General features: G+C 67.9%; 19 protein-coding genes, 2 tRNA genes and 2 rRNA genes. 7 read left to right on the forward strand and 16 right to left on the reverse strand.

What is annotated here, in order from left to right; all coding sequences use genetic code 11:
• Nucleotides 1–76: 76 nt before the first annotated feature.
• Together AC3CF1_RS12805 and AC3CF1_RS12810 are read right to left on the reverse strand one after the other, a co-directional pair.
• Nucleotides 77–3,187: ribosomal RNA gene (locus AC3CF1_RS12805) — 23S ribosomal RNA — on the reverse strand.
• A gap of 382 nt (nt 3,188–3,569) precedes the next feature.
• A 16S ribosomal RNA gene (locus tag AC3CF1_RS12810) occupies nt 3,570–5,086 on the reverse strand.
• Together the 16S and 23S rRNA genes form the textbook arrangement of a ribosomal RNA operon.
• Before the next feature lie 634 nt (nt 5,087–5,720).
• Between AC3CF1_RS12810 and AC3CF1_RS12815 the strand changes: the two genes are divergently transcribed.
• Complete coding sequence (locus AC3CF1_RS12815) at nt 5,721–5,945, forward strand: hypothetical protein (RefSeq protein WP_088949748.1); 225 nt, start codon at nt 5,721–5,723, stop codon at nt 5,943–5,945.
• 18 nt (nt 5,946–5,963) lie between these two features.
• Here the strand turns inward: AC3CF1_RS12815 and AC3CF1_RS12820 are convergent, their stop codons facing one another.
• The 6 genes from AC3CF1_RS12820 to AC3CF1_RS12845 form a co-directional block, all read right to left on the reverse strand.
• Nucleotides 5,964–6,761, reverse strand: coding sequence for a carbon-nitrogen hydrolase family protein (locus tag AC3CF1_RS12820; protein WP_354984000.1), 798 nt, complete (start codon nt 6,759–6,761; stop codon nt 5,964–5,966).
• Nucleotides 6,762–7,062: 301 nt separating this feature from the next.
• Nucleotides 7,063–8,358 (reverse strand): ATP-dependent Clp protease ATP-binding subunit ClpX, encoded by a 1,296-nt coding sequence (clpX, locus tag AC3CF1_RS12825; protein ID WP_088949750.1) that lies wholly within the window; start codon nt 8,356–8,358, stop codon nt 7,063–7,065.
• A gap of 209 nt (nt 8,359–8,567) precedes the next feature.
• Nucleotides 8,568–9,230: an ATP-dependent Clp protease proteolytic subunit gene (locus AC3CF1_RS12830; protein ID WP_088949751.1), complete on the reverse strand. Its 663-nt coding sequence runs from the start codon at nt 9,228–9,230 to the stop codon at nt 8,568–8,570.
• Nucleotides 9,231–9,240: 10 nt separating this feature from the next.
• Entirely contained in the window at nt 9,241–9,882 is a 642-nt protein-coding gene (locus AC3CF1_RS12835; RefSeq protein ID WP_088949752.1) for an ATP-dependent Clp protease proteolytic subunit, read from the reverse strand.
• Between the two features lie 196 nt (nt 9,883–10,078).
• Entirely contained in the window at nt 10,079–11,419 is a 1,341-nt protein-coding gene (tig, locus tag AC3CF1_RS12840) for a trigger factor (RefSeq protein ID WP_488450546.1), read from the reverse strand.
• 138 nt (nt 11,420–11,557) lie between these two features.
• Nucleotides 11,558–11,631 (reverse strand) — tRNA-Pro (locus tag AC3CF1_RS12845).
• Between the two features lie 323 nt (nt 11,632–11,954).
• Here AC3CF1_RS12845 and AC3CF1_RS12850 point away from each other — a divergent pair.
• Together AC3CF1_RS12850 and AC3CF1_RS12855 are read left to right on the forward strand one after the other, a co-directional pair.
• Nucleotides 11,955–12,028 (forward strand) — tRNA-Gly (locus tag AC3CF1_RS12850).
• A 68-nt stretch (nt 12,029–12,096) separates the two neighbouring features.
• Nucleotides 12,097–12,612, forward strand: coding sequence for a putative immunity protein (locus AC3CF1_RS12855; RefSeq protein ID WP_488450547.1), 516 nt, complete (start codon nt 12,097–12,099; stop codon nt 12,610–12,612).
• 31 nt (nt 12,613–12,643) lie between these two features.
• Here AC3CF1_RS12855 and AC3CF1_RS12860 read toward each other — a convergent pair whose 3' ends face one another.
• The 3 genes from AC3CF1_RS12860 to AC3CF1_RS12870 all read right to left on the reverse strand — a co-directional run bounded on the left by AC3CF1_RS12860 (nt 12,644) and on the right by AC3CF1_RS12870 (nt 14,609).
• Nucleotides 12,644–13,141, reverse strand: a complete 498-nt coding sequence (locus AC3CF1_RS12860) for a GNAT family N-acetyltransferase (RefSeq protein ID WP_488450548.1) — start codon at nt 13,139–13,141, stop codon at nt 12,644–12,646.
• Between the two features lie 125 nt (nt 13,142–13,266).
• Nucleotides 13,267–14,103, reverse strand: a complete 837-nt coding sequence (locus AC3CF1_RS12865; RefSeq protein WP_354984003.1) for a hypothetical protein — start codon at nt 14,101–14,103, stop codon at nt 13,267–13,269.
• Complete coding sequence (locus AC3CF1_RS12870) at nt 14,100–14,609, reverse strand: SigE family RNA polymerase sigma factor (RefSeq protein WP_088949757.1); 510 nt, start codon at nt 14,607–14,609, stop codon at nt 14,100–14,102. Before AC3CF1_RS12870 ends, AC3CF1_RS12865 begins: the two co-directional genes overlap by 4 nt.
• Nucleotides 14,610–14,804: 195 nt before the next feature.
• Between AC3CF1_RS12870 and AC3CF1_RS12875 the strand changes: the two genes are divergently transcribed.
• Both AC3CF1_RS12875 and AC3CF1_RS12880 read left to right on the forward strand, forming a co-directional pair.
• A complete protein-coding gene (locus tag AC3CF1_RS12875; protein ID WP_488450549.1) occupies nt 14,805–16,949 on the forward strand; it encodes a M14 family zinc carboxypeptidase in 2,145 nt (714 codons plus the stop codon).
• Between the two features lie 95 nt (nt 16,950–17,044).
• Nucleotides 17,045–17,311 carry a hypothetical protein gene (locus AC3CF1_RS12880; RefSeq protein ID WP_354984005.1) on the forward strand — a complete coding sequence of 89 codons (267 nt, stop codon included), beginning with the start codon at nt 17,045–17,047 and terminating at the stop codon, nt 17,309–17,311.
• 188 nt (nt 17,312–17,499) lie between these two features.
• Here AC3CF1_RS12880 and AC3CF1_RS12885 read toward each other — a convergent pair whose 3' ends face one another.
• Complete coding sequence (locus AC3CF1_RS12885) at nt 17,500–18,045, reverse strand: hypothetical protein (protein WP_088949760.1); 546 nt, start codon at nt 18,043–18,045, stop codon at nt 17,500–17,502.
• 140 nt (nt 18,046–18,185) lie between these two features.
• On the opposite strand from AC3CF1_RS12885, the gene AC3CF1_RS12890 reads away from it, so the two are divergent.
• Nucleotides 18,186–18,527, forward strand: a complete 342-nt coding sequence (locus tag AC3CF1_RS12890; protein WP_099847967.1) for a hypothetical protein — start codon at nt 18,186–18,188, stop codon at nt 18,525–18,527.
• Between the two features lie 2 nt (nt 18,528–18,529).
• Here AC3CF1_RS12890 and AC3CF1_RS12895 read toward each other — a convergent pair whose 3' ends face one another.
• From AC3CF1_RS12895 to AC3CF1_RS12910, 4 genes are all read right to left on the reverse strand, one after another.
• Entirely contained in the window at nt 18,530–18,997 is a 468-nt protein-coding gene (locus AC3CF1_RS12895) for a ribose-5-phosphate isomerase (protein ID WP_088949762.1), read from the reverse strand.
• Nucleotides 18,998–19,085: 88 nt separating this feature from the next.
• Nucleotides 19,086–20,285 carry a DUF1015 family protein gene (locus AC3CF1_RS12900; protein WP_488450550.1) on the reverse strand — a complete coding sequence of 400 codons (1,200 nt, stop codon included), beginning with the start codon at nt 20,283–20,285 and terminating at the stop codon, nt 19,086–19,088.
• 88 nt (nt 20,286–20,373) lie between these two features.
• On the reverse strand, nt 20,374–20,949 hold the full coding sequence (locus AC3CF1_RS12905) for a hypothetical protein (protein ID WP_406083255.1): 576 nt from the start codon (nt 20,947–20,949) through the stop codon (nt 20,374–20,376).
• Between the two features lie 204 nt (nt 20,950–21,153).
• Nucleotides 21,154–21,780: a mycothiol-dependent nitroreductase Rv2466c family protein gene (locus AC3CF1_RS12910; RefSeq protein ID WP_488450551.1), complete on the reverse strand. Its 627-nt coding sequence runs from the start codon at nt 21,778–21,780 to the stop codon at nt 21,154–21,156.
• 221 nt (nt 21,781–22,001) lie between these two features.
• Between AC3CF1_RS12910 and pepN the strand changes: the two genes are divergently transcribed.
• Nucleotides 22,002–24,551 carry an aminopeptidase N gene (gene pepN / locus AC3CF1_RS12915; RefSeq protein WP_488452074.1) on the forward strand — a complete coding sequence of 850 codons (2,550 nt, stop codon included), beginning with the start codon at nt 22,002–22,004 and terminating at the stop codon, nt 24,549–24,551.
• Nucleotides 24,552–24,597 lie beyond the last annotated feature (46 nt).

Raw genomic sequence — 24,597 nt, forward strand, 5'->3', positions numbered from 1 at the left:
CATGTCAAACAACCCCGGCACAAAAATCACGGGTGTTCGCTTGTTCAGAGTTGCACAGTGGACGCGTAGCAGCTTAGTAGTCAAGTCCTCGGCCTATTAGTACCGGTCAACTGAACCCGTTACCGGGCTTACATTTCCGGCCTATCAACCCAGTCGTCTAGCTGGGGGCCTTACCCCACCAAGGTGGGTGGGATACCTCATCTTGAAGCAGGCTTCCCGCTTAGATGCTTTCAGCGGTTATCCCTTCCGAACGTAGCTAACCAGCCGTGCCCTTGGCAGGACAACTGGCACACCAGAGGTTCGTCCGTCCCGGTCCTCTCGTACTAGGGACAGCCCTTCTCAAGTATCCTACGCGCACGGCGGATAGGGACCGAACTGTCTCACGACGTTCTAAACCCAGCTCGCGTACCGCTTTAATGGGCGAACAGCCCAACCCTTGGGACCTGCTACAGCCCCAGGATGCGACGAGCCGACATCGAGGTGCCAAACCATCCCGTCGATATGGACTCTTGGGGAAGATCAGCCTGTTATCCCCGGGGTACCTTTTATCCGTTGAGCGACACCGCTTCCACTCGCAAGTGCCGGATCACTAGTCCCGACTTTCGTCCCTGCTCGACCTGTCAGTCTCACAGTCAAGCTCCCTTGTGTACTTGCACTCAACACCTGATTGCCAACCAGGCTGAGGGAACCTTTGGGCGCCTCCGTTACCTTTTAGGAGGCAACCGCCCCAGTTAAACTACCCACCAGACACTGTCCCTGAACCGGATAACGGTCCGAAGTTAGATACCCAAATCAACCAGAGTGGTATTTCAAGATTGCCTCCACCCATACTGGCGTATGGACTTCACCGGCTCCCACCTATCCTACACAAACTAATTCGAGTACCAATGTCAAGCTATAGTAAAGGTCCCGGGGTCTTTCCGTCCTGCCGCGCGTAACGAGCATCTTTACTCGTACTGCAATTTCGCCGGGCCTGTGGTTGAGACAGTGGGGAAGTCGTTACGCCATTCGTGCAGGTCGGAACTTACCCGACAAGGAATTTCGCTACCTTAGGATGGTTATAGTTACCACCGCCGTTTACTGGCGCTTAAGTTCTCCGCTTCGCCCCGAAGAGCTAACAGGTCCCCTTAACGTTCCAGCACCGGGCAGGCGTCAGTCCATATACATCGAATTACTTCTTCGCATGGACCTGTGTTTTTAGTAAACAGTCGCTTCCCCCTGCTCTCTGCGGCCATACAACGCTCCACCCGCGCGGGGCTTCACGTCTCCGGCCCCCCTTCTCCCTAAGTTACGGGGGCAATTTGCCGAGTTCCTTAACCACAGTTCGCCCGATCGCCTCGGTATTCTCTACCTGACCACCTGTGTCGGTTTGGGGTACGGGCCGCTAAGAACTCGCTAGAGGCTTTTCTCGGCAGCATAGGATCACTGACTTCACCTGAATCGGCTCGGCATCACGTCTCAGCCTTAAATGTGTTGCGGATTTGCCTACAACACGGCCTACACGCTTACCCCGGCACAACCACCGGCCGGGCTCAGCTACCTTCCTGCGTCACCCCATCGCTTGACTACTACCCATCAGGTTCCCAGCCTCCCCGACATCCGTCCGAAGACATCAGTCAGTTCAGGTGGTTAGCACAACGAGGTTCATCAGGGACGCTCTTTCGCGGGTACGGGAATATCAACCCGTTGTCCATCGACTACGCCTCTCGGCCTCGCCTTAGGTCCCGACTCACCCAGGGCGGATTAGCCTGGCCCTGGAACCCTTGGTCATCCGGCGGAAGGGTTTCTCACCCTTCTTTCGCTACTCATGCCTGCATTCTCACTCGTGCCGCGTCCACAACTGGGTCACCCCGCTGCTTCACTCGCGGCACGACGCTCCCCTACCCATCCACACACCTGCACAAGGAATCAAGTCCAAGCGAGGTTAAAATGTGAATGCCACAGCTTCGGCGGTGTGCTTGAGCCCCGCTACATTGTCGGCGCGGAACCACTTGACCAGTGAGCTATTACGCACTCTTTAAAGGGTGGCTGCTTCTAAGCCAACCTCCTGGTTGTCTATGCGACCCCACATCCTTTTCCACTTAGCACACGCTTAGGGGCCTTAGCTGGTGATCTGGGCTGTTTCCCTCTCGACTACGAAGCTTATCCCCCGCAGTCTCACTGCCGCGCTCTCACTTACCGGCATTCGGAGTTTGGCTGATTTCGGTAAGCTTGTGGGCCCCCTAGACCATCCAGTGCTCTACCTCCGGCAAGAAACACGCGACGCTGCACCTAAATGCATTTCGGGGAGAACCAGCTATCACGGAGTTTGATTGGCCTTTCACCCCTAACCACAGGTCATCCCCCAATTTTTCAACATTGGTGGGTTCGGCCCTCCACGCGGTCTTACCCGCGCTTCAGCCTGCCCATGGCTAGATCACTCCGCTTCGGGTCTAGGACACGCGACTGAATCGCCCTATTCAGACTCGCTTTCGCTACGGCTCCCCCACACGGGTTAACCTCGCCACATGCCACTAACTCGCAGGCTCATTCTTCAAAAGGCACGCCGTCACCCCGCAAGGCTCCGACGGATTGTAGGCGAACGGTTTCAGGTACTATTTCACTCCCCTCCCGGGGTACTTTTCACCATTCCCTCACGGTACTTGTCCGCTATCGGTCACCAGGAAGTATTTAGGCTTACCAGGTGGTCCTGGCAGATTCACGGCAGATTTCAGGGGTCCGCCGCTACTCGGGAACACCCACAGAAGGTCAGCAACTTTCACCTACCGGACTTTCACCGTCTACGGTCAGCCATTCCAGACTGTTCGACTAGCCACTAACTTTGTAACTTCTCGAACAAGTGTCAGCTTGTTCAGCAGGGTCCCACAACCCCGACCACGCAACCCCTGACAGGTATCACACGCAGCCGGTTTAGCCTCGATCCGCTTTCGCTCGCCACTACTCACGGAATCACTAAATTGTTTTCTCTTCCTACGGGTACTGAGATGTTTCACTTCCCCGCGTTCCCTCCACACACCCTATGTGTTCAGGTGTGGGTGACACCACATGACTGGTGCCAGGTTTCCCCATTCGGACACCCTGGGATCACAGCTTGGTTGACAGCTCCCCCAGGCCTATCGCGGCCTCCCACGTCCTTCATCGGCTCCTGGTGCCAAGGCATTCACCGTTCGCCCTTGACAACTTGACCACAAAGATGCTCGCGTCCACTGTGCAATTCTCAACAAACGACCAACCCACAACCCGATCCGCCCCACACCAAACCCAGCCCCTCAGGACCAGCGGTATGTGGAGCCAGGCCATGCCTGGCAGACTCCCAGCCCCCACACCGGAGGGCTGGCCAAGTCTCTGAAACAACAACCAATGGTTGTTCCTTCAGGACCCAACAGGGTGCTCACATCTCTTCTCAGCCGCACCAGAAGCATCCGTTCCCACCACCGAAGTGGCTGTACTAGGCGCCGCCGGCCGTTGCCAGGGCAAAACTTGCCAGTGTCTCCGCCATCTGAGCACCCCACCACCACAGTCGGGCAGTGCGGGCTCCTTACCGACTTTCGTCGGAAGGTGCTCCTTAGAAAGGAGGTGATCCAGCCGCACCTTCCGGTACGGCTACCTTGTTACGACTTCGTCCCAATCGCCAGCCCCACCTTCGACGGCTCCCTCCCACAAGGGGTTGGGCCACCGGCTTCGGGTGTTGCCGACTTTCGTGACGTGACGGGCGGTGTGTACAAGGCCCGGGAACGTATTCACCGCAGCGTTGCTGATCTGCGATTACTAGCGACTCCGACTTCACGGGGTCGAGTTGCAGACCCCGATCCGAACTGAGACCGGCTTTTTGGGATTCGCTCCACCTCGCGGTATCGCAGCCCATTGTACCGGCCATTGTAGCATGCGTGAAGCCCTGGACATAAGGGGCATGATGACTTGACGTCATCCCCACCTTCCTCCGAGTTGACCCCGGCAGTCTTCGATGAGTCCCCGCCATAACGCGCTGGCAACATCGAACGAGGGTTGCGCTCGTTGCGGGACTTAACCCAACATCTCACGACACGAGCTGACGACAGCCATGCACCACCTGTGACCGCCCCCGAAGGACCTCACATCTCTGTGAGTTTTGCGGCCATGTCAAACCCAGGTAAGGTTCTTCGCGTTGCATCGAATTAATCCGCATGCTCCGCCGCTTGTGCGGGCCCCCGTCAATTCCTTTGAGTTTTAGCCTTGCGGCCGTACTCCCCAGGCGGGGCGCTTAATGCGTTAGCTGCGGCACAGGAAACCGGAGAGGTCCCCCACACCTAGCGCCCAACGTTTACAGCGTGGACTACCAGGGTATCTAATCCTGTTCGCTCCCCACGCTTTCGCTCCTCAGCGTCAGTATCGGCCCAGAGACCCGCCTTCGCCACCGGTGTTCCTCCTGATATCTGCGCATTTCACCGCTACACCAGGAATTCCAGTCTCCCCTACCGAACTCTAGCCTGCCCGTATCGACCGCAGGCTTGGGGTTGAGCCCCAAGTTTTCACGGTCGACGCGACAAGCCGCCTACGAGCTCTTTACGCCCAATAAATCCGGACAACGCTCGCACCCTACGTCTTACCGCGGCTGCTGGCACGTAGTTGGCCGGTGCTTCTTCTGCAGGTACCGTCACTCTCGCTTCGTCCCTGCTGAAAGAGGTTTACAACCCGAAGGCCGTCATCCCTCACGCGGCGTCGCTGCATCAGGCTTCCGCCCATTGTGCAATATTCCCCACTGCTGCCTCCCGTAGGAGTCTGGGCCGTGTCTCAGTCCCAGTGTGGCCGGTCGCCCTCTCAGGCCGGCTACCCGTCGTCGCCTTGGTAGGCCATCACCCCACCAACAAGCTGATAGGCCGCGAGCCCATCCCAAGCCGAAAAACTTTCCACCCCCAGCCATGCGGCCGGAAGTCCTATTCGGTATTAGCCCCCGTTTCCGAGGGTTATCCCAAAGCTTGGGGCAGGTTGCTCACGTGTTACTCACCCGTTCGCCGCTCGAGTACCCCGAAGGGCCTTTCCGCTCGACTTGCATGTGTTAAGCACGCCGCCAGCGTTCGTCCTGAGCCAGGATCAAACTCTCCAACAAAAAATTAGTTGAACAGCATCCTGACAACAAACAAATGTTGCCAAAGGAATCCCAACCAGCCAGCAAAAACTGACCAGTCCGGGGTATAAATCATAATTGGCACTGGCTTTACAAGCACCCTGTTGAGTTCTCAAAGAACAACCACACACCGACCAGAAGCCCCACCTCAGTGGAACCCCGTTTCGGGGCAACCGCTCAAACTTACTTGGTCGAACTTTCGTTGTCAACCTCGTATCCGAGGCGATCAACCTGGTTCGTCCGGATCCACGATGACGCACGCCGTGACCGGCGGTCGTTACTGTCGTGGGAAGCCGCAGACCGGCCGATCGCCGCTTCGCGGCTCTCCGCCCGGCTCCTGCCGGCTTCAAAACTCTACCCGGTCGGCTTCGCGTTCGCAACCCCGTATCCGGAGTGTTCCGCACCGCCCGATCCTCGGTCTCGCTCGGCGTTCCCGCCACGAGCCCGGTGCCCGTTCTCCGCCGGTTTGTCCGGCGTTCCCCGTGCAGAGAGAAAGTTACGCGGACGGCCCGGAGAAGGCAAATCAGGGTCCATCACTGGTTCGACCGACCGGGGCGCGGCGGCAGCCGGCGCAGCCTCGGGACGCGGGCTGTCCCGACGTGCCAGAGTGTCAGACATGGATGAGTCCGGGCTGGGCACCAGGGTGTTCGCCGAGGAGGCACTACTGGGCCTCCTCCTGCCGTTCTGGCAGGTGGTGATCGGTGCGGTCGTGCTGGTCGTCCTGGTGCTCTCGGTGGGACGGCTGGCCCGACGGGGCAAATCCCGGATGACCACCGCGCTGCTGGTCACCGCCGCGGCCATCGCCGGGTTCGCGGTGATCGGCGTCCTGCTGGAAGGCTGAGACTGCCAGGGCCTGGCGTCAGAGCCGGCGGTTGGCGAGGCTGGGCAGCTCGGCCCGGATCACGGCAAGGCGGTCGAGGTCCAGGTCGACGACGGACACACCCGGGCCGTCCGGCACCTGGGCGAGGACCGTCCCCCACGGGTCGACCACCATGCTGCGCCCGAAGCAGGTGCGACCTGGCTCGTGGTCGCCGGTCTGGCCAGCCGCCGCCACGAAGCACTGGTTCTCGATCGCCCGGGCCCGCAGCAGGACCTCCCAGTGGTCCCGCCCGGTGTGCATCATGAACGCTGCGGGGACCACCAGCAGTTGTGCGCCGCCATCGGTGGCGAGCAGCCGGTAGAGCTCCGGGAAGCGCAGGTCGTAGCAGATCGACAGGCCGACCCGCAGGCCCTCGACGTCCACCACAACCGGTTGCACACCCGGCGCCACGCTCGCGGACTCCCGGTAGGAGACCCGACCGGGGATCTCCACGTCGTACAGATGGATTTTCCGGTAGCTCGCTGCCAGGGCGCCGGTGCGGTCGAAGACCAGCGACGTGTTCCAGGTGTGCTCCGGGTCCGGGCCGGCCTCGTGGAACGAGCCGGCCACCACCCAGATGCCGAGCCGTCGGGCGATCCCCGCGAAGAAGCTGCCGATCTCCCCGTCCACCGGCTCCGGCTCCGGCAATCCGGCGGCGGGGCCGAGGTAGTCGACGTACTCCGGCAGGACGGCAAGGTCCGCGCCGCCGGCGGCGGCGCGTTCCAGCAGGACCTCGGCGGCGGCCAGGTTGGCCTTGCGGTCGTCCCGGGCGTTCAGCTGGCAGACGGCGACACGCATGACCACAGGGTACGGCGGGAGGTGCCGGCGTGGACAGCGTCAGCGGCGGTCGGGGGCCAGGGCACCGACAGCACCTGTACGACCGGCAGCGGGACGCTGGGGAGCCGCGACACTGTGGACAGGGCGATCGAGTCGGCGCGACGGAACGCTTCCCGTCGGAGTCAGCGGCGGTCAGCGTGACGACAGCGGCGAACCGGCCCGGCTGATGATGGTGGTGGTCCCCCGGTCGGGCGAATGGGACCGCCGAACGCGATCACGCCGGCCGCGTCAGGACTGAGCGGCCGGCGTGACACGGGGAGGATCAGGCCGACTTCTCCTCGCGGTCCCGCCGGGCACGGCGCCCGGTGAACTCGCGCGGAACGATCGTCGGGTTGACGTTTTCCAGGACCACCTCGCGGGTGATCAACACCCGGGCGGCGTCGGGGTTGCTGGGCACCTCGAACATCGCGGAGAGCAGAACCTCCTCGATGATGGCGCGCAGACCACGGGCACCGGTGCCCCGCAGCATCGCCTGATCGGCGATCGCCTCCAGTGCCGGCTCGTCGAACTCCAGCTCGACCCCGTCCAGCTCGAACAGGCGCTGGTACTGCCGGACCAGCGCGTTGCGCGGCTCGGTGAGGATGCGAACCAGGGCGCTGCGGTCAAGGCTGCGCACGTTGGTGATCACCGGCAGCCGGCCCACGAACTCGGGGATCAACCCGAACTTGAGCATGTCTTCCGGCATGACCTGGCTGAAGATGTCGTCGGTCGACCGATCAGACACCGACCGGAGCCGGGCACCGAAGCCGGTGCCGCCCTGCCCGGTGCGGGACTCGATGATCTGATCCAGGCCGGCGAACGCACCGCCGCAGATGAACAGCACGTTGGTGGTGTCGATCTGGATGAACTCCTGGTGCGGGTGCTTACGACCACCCTGCGGCGGGACGTTCGCCACCGTGCCCTCGAGCATCTTGAGTAGAGCCTGCTGCACGCCCTCGCCGGAGACGTCGCGCGTGATCGACGGATTCTCCGACTTGCGGGCGATCTTGTCGACCTCGTCGATGTAGATGATGCCGGTCTCGGCGCGCTTGATGTCGTAGTCCGCGGCCTGGATCAGCTTGAGGAGGATGTTTTCCACATCCTCGCCGACGTAACCCGCCTCGGTCAGCGCCGTGGCGTCGGCGATGGCGAACGGGACGTTCAACATCCGGGCGAGGGTCTGCGCCAGGTGGGTCTTGCCGCACCCCGTCGGACCGAGCAGCAGGATGTTGGACTTCGCCAGCTCGACGGCATCATTGCCGGAGCCTGGCGCGTTGGCCGCCTCGGCCTGGATCCTCTTGTAGTGGTTGTAGACCGCGACCGCGAGCGCCTTCTTGGCCTGATCCTGCCCCACGACGTAGTTGTCGAGGAACTGGCAGATCTCCATCGGCTTGGGAAGCTCTTCCCACTTCACCTCGCCGGACTCGGCCAGCTCCTCTTCGATGATCTCGTTACAGAGATCGATGCACTCGTCGCAGATGTAGACCCCTGGGCCCGCGATGAGCTTCTTGACCTGCTTCTGCGACTTGCCGCAGAAGGAGCATTTCAGTAGGTCGCCGCCGTCACCGATCCGTGCCACCTACGTTCTCCCTGCACTCATCGGCCGGAGACCCGGCCCTGACCTGCGGACGCTGCGCGCCGTCCGGCTTGGTTCGCCCCGCCGATCGACCGGCGAAGCGGTACGGACCCGACGTTACCCGCTGGCGGGGCATTCTCCGACCCCCAAAACGGGTGTGTCAGAGGTCGGCCGGGAACGAAAGCCCCGGCCAACCTCTGACCCGGTGCTGCTCAGCTAGCGGCCTGGGCGGCCAGCAAGCCCTTCTTGCGGCTGGTCAGGATCGTGTCGACCAGCCCGTACTCCTTGGACTCCTCGGCCGTCATGATCTTGTCACGGTCGATGTCCTTGCGAACCTGCTCGATCGGGCGGTTGCAGTGGCGGGACAGCATGTCCTCCAGCTGCGTGCGCATCCGCAGGATCTCCCGGGCCTGGATCTCGATGTCCGAGCCCTGCCCGTAGCCGCCCTCGGTGGCCGGCTGGTGGATGATGATCCGCGAGTTCGGAAGAGCCATCCGCTTACCCGCGGTGCCCGCGGACAGCAGCACCGCAGCCGCGCTGGCGGCCTGACCGAGGCAGACCGTCTGGATGTCCGGACGGACGTACTGCATGGTGTCGTAGATCGCCGTCATCGCGGTGAACGAGCCACCCGGCGAGTTGATGTACATGATGATGTCGCGGTCCGGATCGGTGCCCTCGAGCGTCAGCAGCTGGGCCATCACGTCGTTGGCCGACGCGTCGTCCACCTGGACGCCGAGGAAGATGATCCGGTCCTCGAAGAGCTTGTTGTACGGGTTCGACTCCTTGACCCCGTACGACGTGCGCTCGACGAACGACGGCAGCACGTAGCGGTTGTGCACGGCCGCGAACTGGGGCGGCAGGCTCAGATCGGTCATCGTCAGCTCCTCAGCTCAGGGTCCCGGCGCCATCCGGAACCTGTGCGGCCCCGATGATCACCTTGTCGATGAAGCCGTAGTCCATGGCCTCCTGGGCGGTGAACCAACGGTCCCGGTCCGAGTCCGCCTCGATCTGCGACTGGTCTTGGCCGGTGTGGTGCGCGACCCGCTCCTGGAACATCCGCTTCGTGTAGAGCATCTGCTCCGCCTGGATGGCGATGTCGGACGCCGTGCCGCCCAGGCCACCGGACGGCTGGTGCATCATGATCCGGGCGTGGGGCAGGGCGTAGCGCTTGCCCTTGGTGCCCGCGCAGAGCAGCAGCTGACCCATCGAGGCAGCCATGCCCATCGCCACGGTCGACACGTCGTTGTCGATGAACTGCATGGTGTCGTAGATCGCCATGCCGGAGTAGACCGAGCCACCCGGCGAGTTGATCCACAGGTTGATGTCGCGGTCCGGGTCCTCCGCGGCGAGCAGCAGCAGCTGCGCGCAGATGCGGTTGGCGACCTGGTCGGTCACCTCACTGCCCAGGAAGATGATGCGCTCCTTGAGCAACCGGTTGTAGACCGAGTCGTCGAGGTTGCCAATGGAGTCGCCACCGCGCGCTTCAATCGCCCGGAGCGACTTCTTGGGGATGTGCATGTCGGTCATGGCAGCCCTTCGCTCTCCGTACCGTCTTTCCCGACACTAACCGCTGTGCGGGGCGGCAGAGTCCCGGTCGGGGCACTGTTCGCTCTCAGCGCAGCTGTGTCGGGCGTACCCGCGGCGCGGGCTTCCGGGCCGTACCCCGGAAAGGGAAACGGCCGCCATCCACCGCGCAGCGGCGGACGGCGGCCGCACCCGACGATCAGTGGTTGTGCTCGGCCTCGTTGGCGGCGCGCAGCGCGTCGAGGCTGACGGGGTTGCCGGCCTCGTCCTTGATCGTGATGCGCTCCATGACAGCGGCGAGCGCCTTGCCCCGCCGCACGTCGCCGAAGACCGCAGCGGCCGCGCCGGAGCGCACCAGCTGGTCGTAGTACTGCTGGGGAGCCATCCCGGCGCGCTGCGCCCGGTGCACGATCTCGTGACCGAACTCGTCGTCGGAGACCTGGACGTCCTCGGCGTCGGCCAGCGTGTCCAGCAGGAGCTGGACCTTGACGCCCTCGGTCGCCGCCTCGGTCAGCTCGGCGTCGATCTGCTCCTCGGTCTTGTCCTCGGCCGCGAGGTATTCCTCCATGGAGGCGCCGATCCGCTCGAGCTGGTCGACCATCGCCTGCTTGCGGCTCTCGACCTCCTCGCGGACGACGCCCTCCGGGGCCGGGATCTCGGCGGCCTCGACGAGCTGCGCCAGGGCCTTGTCCCGAGCGGCGTAGATCTGCTCGACCTGCTTGCCCTGGGTGACCCGCGCCCGCAGGTCGCCGCGCAGCTCCTCGATGGTGTCGAACTCGCTCGCCATCTGGGCGAACTCGTCGTTCAGCTCGGGCAGCTCCTTCTCCTTGACCGTGCGAACGGCCACCGCCACATCGGCGTCGCGACCGGCGAAGTCGCCGCCGACCAGCTGGGTGGTGAAGGTGGTTTCCTCGCCGGCGGAGAGGCCGACCACTGCCTCGTCCAGGCCCGGCAGGAGCTGCTTGCTGCCCACCTCGTGGGAGATGTTGCTCGCCTGGCCGCCCGGCACGTCCTCGCCGTCGACGGTGGCGTTCAGGTCGATCTGGACGAAGTCACCCTCGGCGGCGGCCCGCTCGACGGTCTTGAGGGTCGCGAAGCGCTCCCGCAGGTTCTTCACCTGCTCGTCGATCTCGCTGTCGTCGATCTGCAGCTCGTCGACAGTCACCTCGATGGTGCTCGTGTCCGGAATGGTGATCTCGGGCCGGACGTCGACCTCGGCGGTGAAGTTCAGCGAGTCACCGTCGTTGAACTCGGTGATCTCGACCTCGGGGCGCCCCAGCGTCTTGAGGTCGTGCTCACGCACGGCGGCGAGGATGTTCTCCGGGATGGCCTCCTGGACCGCCTCGTTGAGGACGGTGCCCCGGCCCACCCGCTGGTCGATCACCGCGGTCGGCACCTTGCCCCGGCGGAAGCCCGGGACCTGGACCTGCGAACCGATCTCCCGGTACGCCTTCTTGAGGCTCGGCTCGAGCTCGACGAACGGCACCTCGATGGCGAGCCGCACGCGCGTCGGGCTCAGAGTCTCGACGGTGCTCTTCACAGGCGTACTCCTTGACGGATCTCAGTTGAGTCTGGGCGTGATTCAGCCCATCGAGTGTAGGCGAGCCGGCCTGACGCTCCGGCATCGCCCGGGGACCGCACTGGGCGGCACCCGGGGCGGCCCGGCCGCGGACGACAGTCGGGGTGGCGGGATTTGAACCCACGGCCCCTCGCTCCCAAAGCGAGTGCGCTACCAAGCTGCGCCACACCCCGTGGCGACGAGCAGTCTATGCCGTCGCCGCGCCTCAGGCGGTGCCGGGGCATCCCCCACCCGGACACATCCCCCAAACCCGCCGAATCGCCCACTCTGCCGAGCACGGAGTGCCCGCCGCCCGGCCGTCGCCCAAGATCCGCACAACTTCCGGGTTGTAGTGGCCTCAGGGCGTGCGGAGACCACAACATCCCTGATGTTGTGCGGATCTTCGGGGCTGCCACGCGGGGCCGGGACGACGCGGCGCCGTCAGGTGGTGGCGTGGCTACGCGCCGGGCACAGCCATTGGGTACGCTGTCGGCGCGACCCGCTCAGGTGGGTGCACGCGGGCGTAGCTCAATGGTAGAGCTTCAGTCTTCCAAACTGACTACGCGGGTTCGATTCCCGTCGCCCGCTCCACCAGCCCTCCGGCCCAGGCCAGAGGCTCTCCCCCGGGGACACCGGCTCGGCCTGGAGGACGTCCAGCCATGATCCTCCCGAAGGTGCGGGACCCGCGCTTCGTCACGCTTCGCCGCGGTGGGAGCCTCAACGATCCGGATCACCACCTCCTCGCCCTGTGGGCCGCGTCCTGCGCGGAGCACGTCCTGCACCTGTTCGAGTCGGTTCGGCCGGACGACCCTCGACCGCGGGAAGCGATCGAGCACGCCCGAGCCTGGGTGCGGGGTGAGGTCACGATGACGCAGGCCCGCTCGGCGGGCGGGCACGCCATGGGCGCGGCCAGGGACCTGCGCGGGGCGGCACGGCACGCCGCGTACGCCGCCGGCCAGGCGGGGGTCGTCGCACACGTCGCCGCGCACGAACTGGGTGCGGCCGCCTATGCGATCAAGGCCGCACGTGCCGCCGCGCCGGCCGGCGACAGCGATCCCGCGGGGCGACTCGAGTGCCGGTGGCAGCGTGCACAGCTCCCGGAGGCGATCCGCGAGCTGGTGCTCGACGACCAGCGGCTGCGCAACGACATCTGCTGGTCTGTCTTCGACTGCTGAACGCGCGTGCGGCCGCGAGCCCAGCCACCGCTCACGAGACACGCGGTAACGCGAGCCAGTCCTGCCAGGCGATGTCGCGGCCCAGGTAACGCGGCTGCCGGAAGGGCCAGTCCGCGGCGATCCACTGCGGCACCAGCGCGTCGAGTGCGCGCTCCGCCTCGCCGCCGACGAGGTCGTCCACCACCCACCAGGAAACCTCGCCGTCCGAGCCGGTGCGCTCGGGCGGATCGACGTAGACGCAGCCCAGGATCGCCGTCTCGTCCGCGTCCAGCAGCGCGTAGTTGAACGACTGGTGCGCGGCTATCTCGACCTCGTGTCGCAGCAGGTCGATGCGGTCCTCTTCGTAGGTCATCTTCTCGTTCGGCCACGCCCAGGCCGGACCGAAGATCTCCCACAGGCGCTCGCGGGAGCCCATCACCGCGGGGTAGTCGAGCGCCGTGTCCGCCTCCCGGATCGGCCGCAGGTGAAGCGTGGTGCCGGGCACGGGCACGTGGACGGGGTGGACAAAATCGTCGGGCAGCCAGCTCATGGGCGCTGACGCTACAACCGCCTTACACCTGATGATCCACGCGGCGGGCTCTGACGCACAGCAAGGCCCAGGTGGACCGCACGGTCGCGGCACCTGGACCCGCTCGGCTCAGCCGAGTTGCCGTGTCACTTCAGGTGAAACCGTTCGTCGACGGCGAGGGCCGCCAGCTGCGGCACGGAGAACGGCAGCTTCGTCAACGCCGGCCGACTCTCGTCCAGCCGCACGCTCTGCGCCACGAAGACCACCACGCCGTCCGGGTGCCGGTACGCCGACCACTGGTCCAGCCGATCGTCGTCGCTCGGCCGGACCACCACGCCGACCCGCGTCGCACCGACGGTCTCGACCTGGCACTCGCCCCTCATGCCCCAGAACTTCTGGGCCAGGGCGCACGGCTCGGTCGGCAGCGGGTTGCCGGCGTCGTGCACCTCGACGATCACGCGCCCGGTGCCCTTGCCCTGGGCCACGGCCACCGAGGTCAGGTAGCTCCACACGTCGACGCCGTTCACCTTGTTCTCGAACTGCGCCTGCTGGGTCCGCAGAGTCGGATCGGACTGGCCCGGTGGATCCTCCGGTGCGGTGAAGCCGGCGGGCACGATCGAGACAGCCTCCCTGAGCAGGTGGATTCCCTGCTCGTACTTGGACCCGGCTCGCGCGGTCCGGTCCTCCTGCGGTCGACCGTCGGGCCCGGTCGGCCACGCCTGCTTGGTGTCCCCCGACGCGTCCGGAGATGCCAGTGGCCCGTTGCCCGCCGGCTGGTAGAGGCGGCCGTCCGGAGTGCTGACGGCCGCGAAGCCGGCGACCGCCAGCACGACAGCCGCCGATCCGAGGGACGCCCACACCGCTCGGCGGCGGAACTGCGTCCGCCGGGCCGCGCCGAGCGCTGCTCCCGTACTCAATGGTGGTGGCGGGGTAATGCCCGCCATCTCGCTGCGCAGGCCCTCGCGCAACTGTTCCTCGTTCATCGCTCCCCCATCTCGATCCCGCTGTACGTGGGTGCCAGGAGGCCGCGCAACGTGTCGAGCCCGCGTGCCGCCTGGCTCTTCACCGTCCCTGGAGAACACTCCAGCAGCGCCGCGACATCCTCGACGGACAGGTCCTCCCAGTAGCGCAGAACCAGCACGGCCCGCTGGCGCGGTGCCACGCGGGCCAGCGCCTGGAGCAGCACCAGTCGGCTCTCCGCCGAGTCGGGCGGGGCCACCTGGTCGGTGTCCTCGCCACCCACCCGTTCACGCCGCCACCAGCCGCGACGGCGCTCGTCGAGGAATGTCCGGATCAGGATCTGGCGCACGTAGCTGTCGAGCACCTCGTGCCGGGAGATCCGGTTCCAGACCCGGTAGAGCTTGACGAACGCGGTCTGGACCAGGTCTTCGGCGCGGTGCCAGTCGCCGCACAGCAGGTACGCGGTGCCGCGCATGGCACCGGACCGTGCCGCGAAGTACTCGGCGAACGCCTTGTCGCGATCGCTCATTCAGGCCTCCGATCCCCGTTTCGAGGTAGTCACGCGGGGTCTGGCCCGCCGGGTTGCTCCCGAACTCGCGGACATGTCACCCGATCAACGCCGAACGACGTCCGGAGGCTACAACCGATGCCACGTCACCTTGACAGGTGTCGATCTATGCACTGGTGTAAGGGCCAGGTACATCGATGTCCGTCAGGAGGGCACATGATCGTCCGACGACGGTGGACAGCTGCCGCCACCACAGCGATCCTGTTCAGCGCAGTGCTGTCCCACCCCGCTCCGGGAACCGCGGCACCCGCCGATCCCGCACCACCGATCACCCTGAGCGCCACCGAGACCGCCCTGGTCCGGGTACAGCTACGTGACCAGGCACAGCTCGACCGGCTCGTCGCCACGGGCGCGGACCTCGCCAACCGGCCCCGGGCGCGGGACGGGCGGATCCTCGCCGACCTCGTGCTCAGCGGCACGCAGCTCGCCGAGCTGACCGCCCAGGGCGCGAAGGCCGTACAGGTCGTGCAGCGTGCCGGGGACGGCAGCCGGCACCATGCCGAGAGCGTTCGCGCGGCGCAGGCCCGCACCGCCGCCGGGCTGCGCGCTCCGGCCGCCGGCCAGCGGACCACCGCCGCCGCGGCGGTGGACACCCTCCAGGTGCAGCAGGCGTACTGGTGGACCACGAGCGGCCAGACCTTCCTCCAGGCCCAGGTGGCCACCACCGCCACTGACGACCCGGACGTCGAGATCACCGTCAGTTGGCGGACGGCGGACGGCGCCACCGGGTCGTTCCCGCTGTACCGGTTCGAGGACTCCGGCGAGTACCAGTACCACTACAACCTTCCCCAGCCGGTGCCGAACCGGCCGGTCCAGTTGACCGCCACCTCCAGCCTCGGCGGGGCCAGCCGCGTGGTCACGCCGACGTTCTGGCCCAACGCCACCCCGCCGCCCCTGCCGGCCGGTTACCAGAAGGACTTCATCGACGCGTACCTGACGCCGACCGACATCCAGGCGCGGATCAAGCGGCTGGCCCGCCAGTACCGGGATCTGGTGGACGTCATCGACCTGCCGAACAAGACCCAGGGATACCGGCGCAACGCCGTCGCGTACCTGGGTGACCCGGCCGTGGCGGCCGTGGTGGTCGAGTCGGTCCGCTTCGGCGACCAGGGCATGAACGGCGTGCAGGTGCGGACGGTCGACCCGGGCCGGCGCAACCGACCGCTGACCGTCCGCTACCGCGATCGCGTGCTGACCGTGTCGCTGGCCACCGACACCGCCGGCAAGACGGTGAGCACCACCGACGAGGTCGCCGCGGCGATCAACGCCCGCCAACCGAACCGCTTCCGGGCCACCGTCGAGGACGGCTCGACCGGGCTGCCCATGCCGGTCGCCGGTCCGGCCCGGCTCGACGACGGGTTGCAGGGCACCGAGGTGCCAGCACGGCCGTGGACGGTGCAGGCGCTGCGCCTCGGCGTACACCGTGACGGCTCCCGGGTCGGCGTGCTCGCCTACTCCCAGGAACACGCCCGGGAGTGGGCCACGCCGCTGGTGACGCTGGAGTTCGCCGAGCGGATGCTGGCCAACGCCCGGACCGACCCGGCCACCCGCGAGCTGCTGGAGCAGGTCGACATCTTCGTCATCCCGACGGTCAACCCCGACGGCGCGAACTACTCGTTCAACGACTTCAACATGCAGCGCAAGAACCTGGTCAACCACTGCACCGGGGCGGCCCGCGACCCGAAGTACCGCACCTCGTGGGGCGTCGACATCAACCGCAACTACACCGTCGGGTCGTACTTCGACGGCTACGTGGGCGCCAGCGCCAACTGCCTCTCCGGCACCTACGCGGGCACCGCCGAGCTGTCCGAGGCGGAGAGCAGCAACGTGATCGCGCTCGCCCAGGCCCACTCGAACATCAAGTTCGCGATGAACGTGCACTCCTACGGCGGGTACTTCATGTGGCCGCCGGGGGCGTACCGGGCCGACGGCCGGGTCACCCTGCCGCGACCGTCGATCGACGAGTCGACGCTGTTCCTCAACAGCGCCCGGCGGATCGTCGGCGCCATCGCGCAGGAACGCGGCACCGTCACCTGGCCGTCGCAGACCGGGCCGGTCGCCGACGTGCTCTACTCCGCCGCCGGCAACTCGGCGGACCAGCTCTACTACGAGCTGGGCATCTTCGCCTGGGACTTCGAGGTCGGCAACGACCGGTGGAACCCGGCGACCAACCAGTGGGAGGGCGTCGGCTTCCAGCCGCCGTTCGACGAGGCACACGGCGAGTCCCAGGAGTACGCCGGCGGACTGGTGGAAATGGTCCGGGTGGCCCGCGACTACGCGGCGGCCCAGCCCGCCGCCTGATCTTCCGGGCGGTGCCGTGCCCGCACGCCGGGCACGGCACCGCCCGCCGACATTTCATCCGTTTCCGCCCAACGGCTCGCGGGTAGGGCTTGTTCATGGACACGAACAACACGGCCCACCTGATTGGCGGCCCCCGCGACGGCAGCACCCACGACACCGGCGGCGACGCGCTCGTCGAGCTGGAGATCGACGGCATGATGCACCGCTACATCAAGACCACCAAGCAGCACGACGACGGCCAGCCGCTCTACAACTACGACGGGATGGTGGCCCCCGACGGCGGCGAGCCCGGCGTCGAGGACCCGGCGGCCCGGGTCGTCTCGCCCCGCGCCGACGCCGAGGGGCACGGCGGCACCCACTGACCGCCAACACCGAGCGGATCGAGCCGCCCCGAACGGGGCACCAGTCGAACCGGCCGGCCACGGATGAACCGTGGCCGGCCGGGTAAGCGGCAGCCTTGCCTGGTGGGGAGACGACCGGCGTCGCGGCGTGCCGCGACCGGGCGTACGGGCGGGCGGCACAGAGCCGACCCGCCCGTACGCGCCCGCGATCAGTTCGAGGAGATCCAGTTCCAGGCCGAGACGACCCACTCGGTCTGCTGGAGCCAGGCCACGCCGAGGCCGACGAGGAACACCGCCGTCGCCAGGTGGGCGCCGCGCGCACCGCGCCGGACCCGACCGAGTTGCCGCTCCAACACCACCCGGCCGACCAACCGGAACAGGGCGAACAGGCCGACCGCCACCAGCAGGCTGAGCACCAGCACCAGCAGCGGACCGCTCAGGTCACCCTGGCCGGAGAGCGCCCAGATCCCCCAGCAGACGAACGCGAACAGCCCGGCCGCCGCGCTCCACTCACCGCCACGCCGGAGCTGCGACATCCGCGAGCTCAGCGACCGGCGCGGGGCCGGCTCGCCGGGCCAGCCGGTGCCGGTCGGCTCCTGCTCCACCACCGGGAACGGCTCGGTCCGCGGGCTGCGCGGCTGGCCCACCGGGGCCACGCCCCGGCGGAACCCGTCACGCTGCGGCGGCACCCCGACGCCGGCCTGCGGTGGCACCTCCACGGTCCGCTCCGCCCACGGCTGCGTCTGGTCTGCCATCTTGTCCTCCCCCTGACCGACGGCAACAACACCGCCTGATTCCGAGGGTAGCCAGCCGGCAAACTGGTCGCCGACCCCGCCCGAGACGCCGGCCGACGCGACAGTGCCGAATCCCACCCCGGGCAGGGTACGGTCGGCTGATGGGTGACCCCGACCGACGACGGCGACGGCTACGCCACCACCCCGACTCGGAGCCGGCCGGGCGCAGTGCCGACAGCCCGACGGTCAGCACCCCCGGGGTGCATGACGGTGACGACCCTCCGCCGCGCCGTCGAGGCCCGGGTGGCGACGAGCGCGACGGCGAGCGGGGGCTGCGGGGGCTGGTCGGCTCCGGCTCGTCCCAGGTGGGTCTGAGCGCCGCGCTGCGGGCCCGGGACGCCGCCCGGCCCACCGACGAGGATCTGGCCGAGGCGGAAGCCCGGGTGGTTGTCGTCCGCCGAAACTGGGTGCCCCGCGAGGAGTTGCCCCGCTCGCCGCGCTGACCTCAGGGCAGGACGGGCAGCTGCCGGGTCCGCTCATACTCGGCGACCTGGTTGATCCGACGGGCATGCCGCTCGTTGCCGGAGAACGGCGTGTTCAGGAACGCCTCGACGATGCCGGTGGCCTCGTCCAACGTGTGCTGCCGGGCACCGATCGCGACGACGTTCGCATCGTTGTGCTGGCGCGCCAACTGAGCGGTCTCGACGCTCCAGGCCAGCGCGGCGCGGACGCCGGCGACCTTGTTGGCGGCGATCTGCTCGCCGTTGCCGGACCCACCGATGACCACACCGAGGCCTGTCTCGTCGGCCACCACCTGGTCGCCGGTGTGCAGGCAGAACGTCGGGTAGTCGTCGTCCGGGTCGTAGCTGTGCGGGCCGACGTCGACGACGTCGTACCCCTGCTTGGCCAGGTGGTTGGCCAGGTGCACCTTCAACTCGAAACCGGCGTGGTCGGATCCCAGGTAGACGCGCATACCGGGCAGTCTGTCAGGCCGCGCTCTCCGACGTCGCGGGGGCGGCGTCGGAGAGCCGGGTTCGTCACACGGTCGTGCCGGGGAACGCTCAGCGCGGCAGCTCGGCGACGACCAGACCGCCCCGCGCCTTCGGGGTGAACCAGGTGCTCTTGCGGGGCATCTTCTCCCGAGCGAGGTTCACCGCGACGAAGTCGGCAACGGTCACCGGCGCGATGAGGATGGCCAGCTCGGCCCGCCCGGCGTCGACCTCACCGGTGAGCCAGCTCGCCGGGTAGTCACCGCCGACGTAGGTGATCCTCTTGTCGCCCGGGTCCAGACCGAGCGCGTCGCGCAGCAGCAGCCGCTCAACCAGGGCGTGGTCCAGGTTTTCCAGGCGGGCGGAGGCCGTCGCCGGCAGGCGCACCGCGTACCCCTGGCCGTCGAGGCGGAGGTGCACGGTGCCGCCACCCTGCGGGACCTCGACCGGGCCGTCGATCGGCTCGACCTCGGCGCCCGCGGCCCGCAGCCGGTCGAGCAGCTCGGCCGGTGTGGTGGTCAGCTCGCTGACCAGTCGGTTGTACGGCTGGATGGCCACCGACGCGGGGGTGGTGACCACGGCCAGGAAGCGCGACAGCCCGCCGGTCTGGGCAGCCAGGCTGCGGTGGTTGCCGTCCGCGACGACCAGCTCCCCGCCGCCGGCGAGAGCGGTCAACGCGGCCTGCTCCGGCCCGGGGCCGAGCAGCCAGATGGCGTGCGTGCGCCCCGCCTGGTCGGTGTCCGTCGCGGCGGGCGCGCCGGACATCTCGGTCGCCGACGCGAGCGCGGCGTGCAGCTCGTCGCCGCGCCCGGTCTGGAGCAGGAGTACGGGTGAGAGCAGGTGACCGAGCGCCTCGGCCAGTGCCACCCGCTCGCGCACCTTGGCGATGAAGACGTCCTCGTTGCGGATGACCAGACCGGGCTCGTCGGCCCGGGTGGAGATCTGGTCGGTGTCCACCATCGCGAACAGCCCGTACGCCGGCTCCTCACCGGGTGCGGTGATCCGGTAGAGCACCACCACCTGCTCGGCGGGGGTGTAGCTGCCGTCCGCCTTGGCCTCGGCGAGGCGGGCGACCGCGTCCGGCAATGCGTCCAGGAACGACCTGCCCAGGCTCTGCGGGGCTCGGTGCGGCATCTCGATGCCGAGGGCACTGTGCGGGTTCGCCTCGATGATCGCGGTGATTTCCGCGTCGTCGGCGAACTCGTCGTAGTTCTGCGCGCCGGTGCCACAAGTGGTGACCCACGCTCGGGAGATCGGATGCACGACCGTCATACCCGCTGACGCTACCGGCGACGGTGTCGCCGTCGACGGGGGACCCGCGGGGGTCCACCAGATGAAAGCGCCAGGCCGAGCGGAGTGGTCAGCCGGTGCGGTCGGACGCGCCCCGGCGGTGCCTGCCTGCGGTTGCCGGCCCACCGTTGCCCCGCCGGCCGGTGCCGACCGGCCCGGTGTTCACGGCACGGCGGGGTGACGCGGGCGGCCCCGGCACGGGCCGCTCGGGCGGCGGCGACGGGACGGGTCGCGGGCTCAGCGGCGGCGTGGGCACCGGACGTGAGGGGGCGGGCGCCGGCGGAGGCGGCGCGGGTTGGGCCGGTGCCGCCGCCGACGGGACGGGCGGCGCCGCGACGGGCGGCGCCGGGACCGGCAGCGCCGGCACGGGCGACGCCGCGGTGGACGCCACGAGGTCGGTCGGGCCGGAGTCGACGGCCGACGTCAGAGGGTCGGCCGACGTGGGCGGTGTGAGCCGGGAGGTCACCGGAACCCGGGCCACGCCCACCACGATGGGCGGCGCGAGCAGGTCGACCAGATGGGCGGGTAGGTCCGGGCGGACCGCCGGCCAGCGGGAGTCGTCAACGGACCAGTAGGCCGCGCCGGGAGTGTCGATCACCCCCTGCCGGGTCAGCTGATCGTCACCGGACGCACGGTGCTTGGCCATCGGGATTGCCTCCACGAACTGCGGGGTGCGGCCCTGCGGGTCGCTGCGGCGGACATGCAGGCCAACGAGCGCGGCGGTCTCCCGGTGACGGGGCGGGCATCGCCACGACGCGACACGCCGAGCGGGGCGCGCTGCGGAGGTGGTCGGCGATGGAAAGGACCCCCGATCGACGCCGGGCGTCGACCGGGGGCCCATAGGTACACCTCAGTCGAAGATCGGGCCCTGCTCCCGGGTGCGCTTGAGCTCGTAGAAGCCCGGCGTGCCGGCGACCAGCAGGACGCCATCCCAGAGCCGGCCCGCGGCCTCCCCCTTCGGAGCCGGGGTGATCACCGGGCCGAAGAACGCGACAGGGGTGCCGTCCGGACCGGGCGCGTGGACGACCGGCGTGCCGACGTCCTGTCCGACCGGGCGCATCCCGGTCTCGTGGCTGGCCCGCAGCGCCTCGTCGTAGTCGGTGCTGTCGGCGGCCGCGGCCAGCGCCGGGTCCAGACCGGCGTCGGTCAGCGCGGCGACGTAAAGCCCGTGACCCCGCTCCTCCTTGCCGAGGTGGATCCGGGTGCCGAGCGCGGTGTAGAGGGGACGCAGGGCGTCGTTGCCGTACCGCTGCTCGGCGGCGATGCAGACCCGCACCGGGCCCCAGGCGGTCTTCAGGAACTCCCTGTATTCCTCGGGCAGCTCGTCCCGGCCATCGTTGAGCACGGCGAGGCTCATCACGTGGAAACGGATGTCCACGTCACGGACCTGCTCGACCTCAAGCAGCCAGCGGGATGTGATCCACGCCCACGGGCAGGCCGGGTCGAACCACATGTCGGCGGTGACACGATCGGTCACGGTGAGGTCCCTTCGCGACGGGGGCGCCGGCAGTCCGGCGTCTCAGGGGAATCTTCACCCCGCACCCCGTCGAGCGGCACCCGAATGAGAGCGTGACCTCGGCCACCGCGGGCTGCTCGTACATGGAAGACTCGGTTCGGGCCGGCCGCCACGAGCGGTTGGCAGACGGGCGCCGCCGGGCGTACGGCGAGATGTTGGGATGGAGACGAACAGTGCCGGGAGTGCGCAACCTGACGCAGGTCGAGGCGACCGAGCGGGCCCGCCTGCTCAATGTGACGGGGTACGACATCAGTCTGGACCTGTCCACCGCCGTGCTGGCGGCGGACGGCCGCACGTTCCGGTCCACGACCGAGGTGCGTTTCCGCTGCTCGGAGCCGGGTGCGAGCACGTTCATCGAGCTGGCCGCCGAGTCGGTGCGTTCCGCGACGCTGAACGGCTCCCCCGTCGACCTCTCCGACTGGTCGGCCGAGAAGGGCCTGGTGCTGTCCTCCCTGGACAGCGACAACACGCTGGTCGTCGACGCCGACTTCGGTTACTCCAACAGCGGCCAGGGTCTGCACCGCACTGTCGACCCGGTGGACGGCGAGACGTACCTCTACAGCCAGTTCGAGACGGCCGACGCGCAGCGGGTGTTCGCCTGCTTCGACCAGCCCGACCTGAAGAGCGTCTACACCTGGCACGCCACGGTGCCGGCGCACTGGCGGGCCGTGTCCAACATGCCCGTGCAGCGCGAGGAGCCGGCGGGTGAGGGGCTCAAGACCCTGCACTTCACCGTGTCGCCCCGGATGAGCACCTACATCACCGCGATGTGCGCCGGCCCGTACCACGAGGTGCGGGACAGCCACGACGGCATCGACCTGGGGGTGTTCTGCCGCGCATCGATGGCGCGCTACCTGGACGCCGACGACCTGTTCCTGATCACCAAGCAGGGCTTCGACTTCTTCCACGAGAAGTTCGGCGTGCGCTACCCGCTGCCGAAGTACGACCAGCTCTGGGTGCCCGACTTCAACGCCGGCGCGATGGAGAACTTCGGCTGCGTCACGCACGCCGAGTCGCACTACCTGTTCCGCTCGCAGGTCACCGACTTCGAGTACGAGCAGCGGGCCAACACGATCCTGCACGAGCTGGCCCACATGTGGTTCGGCGACCTGGTCACCATGCGCTGGTGGAACGACCTGTGGCTCAACGAGTCGTTCGCCGAGTGGGCCAGCCACTGGTGCAACACCCACGCCACCCGGTTCACCGAGGCGTGGACGACGTTCCTGTCCATCCGCAAGAACTGGGGCTACCGGCAGGACCAGCTCTCCTCCACGCACCCGGTCTACACCGAGATGCCGGACATGGAGGCCGTCGAGGTCAACTTCGACGGCATCACCTACGCCAAGGGCGCGAGCGTCCTCAAGCAGCTCGTCGCGTACGTGGGTGAGGAGCCGTTCGTCGCCGGGCTGCGGGCCTACTTCGGCAAGCACGCCTGGGGCAACGCCACCTTCGACGACCTGCTCACCGAGCTGGAGGCGGCCTCCGGCCGGGAGCTGCGCAAGTTCGCGGCGCAGTGGCTGGAGACCGCACAGGTCAACACGCTCCGCCCGGAGGTGACCATCGGCGCGGACGGCACCTACGAGCAGGTGGCCGTCCTCCAGGAGGCGCCGACGGCATACCCGACGCTGCGGACGCACCGGATCGGCGTGGGCCTGTACGACATCACCGACGGGCGGCTGGTCCGTCGCGAGCGCTACGAGGTGGACGTGACCGGCGAGCGGACCGACCTCGCCGAGCTGCGCGGTGTCCGGGCGGCCGACGTGCTGCTGCTCAACGACGACGACCTGAGCTACACCAAGCTGCGCCTCGACGACCGGTCGATGGCCAACGTGGTGCAGCACATCGGTGGCTTCGAGTCGTCGCTGGCCCGGGCGCTGTGCTGGACCGCCGCGTGGGACATGATCCGCGACGCCGAGCTGTCGGCCCGTGACTACGTGGCGCTCACGCTGAGCGGGCTGCCCGCCGAGACCGACATCAACCTGGTCACCGCCACCCTGCGGCAGGCGACCACCGCGCTCACCCTGTACGCCGACCCGGCCTGGGCGCCGACCGGCTGGGCCGACCTGGCCCGTACCGCCCGGGACGCGCTCGCCAGCGCCGAGCCCGGCAGCGGCTTCCAGCTGGCCTGGGCCCGCGCGTTCGCCTCGGCGGCCCGCTCCGACGAGGACCTGGCGACCCTGCGCGGTTGGCTGGACGACACCGGCATTCCGGCCGGGCTGACCGTGGACACCGAGCTGCGCTGGTCGGTCCTCGCCGCGCTGGTGGCCAACGGCGCGGCCGGTGCCGCCGAGATCGAGGCGGAGCTGGCCGGCGACCGCACCGCGAGCGGTGAGCGGGAGGCCGCGTACGCCCAGGCGTTGTTGCCGACGGCCGAGAACAAGGCCGCCCTGTGGGCGCTGCTGACCGGCCCCGACGCGCTGCCCAACTGGCGGCACCGGGCGCTGTTGCAGGGCTTCGCGCACCCGACCCAGGTGGAGCTGATCGCCCCGTACCGGGAGCGGTACTTCGAGACGGTGGCTCAGGTCTGGGCCACCCGGGACAGCGAGCCGGCGCAGGAGTTCGCCCAATTGGCATACCCGGCCTACCTGGTGGAGGACGACACGGTGGCGGCCACCGACGCGTGGCTGGCCGGCGACGGGCACCCCGCCCCGCTGCGCCGGCTGGTCGCCGAGGGCCGCGACGGTGTCCTGCGGGCGCTCAAGGCCCGCGCGAAGGACGCCGAGCAGAGCTGATCAGGAGTACGCGGCCCGTGCCGGCGTGGGCGGGAGCCGACGCTGG

The sequence above is a fragment of the Micromonospora sp. MGP-C2 genome (assembly GCF_057766525.1).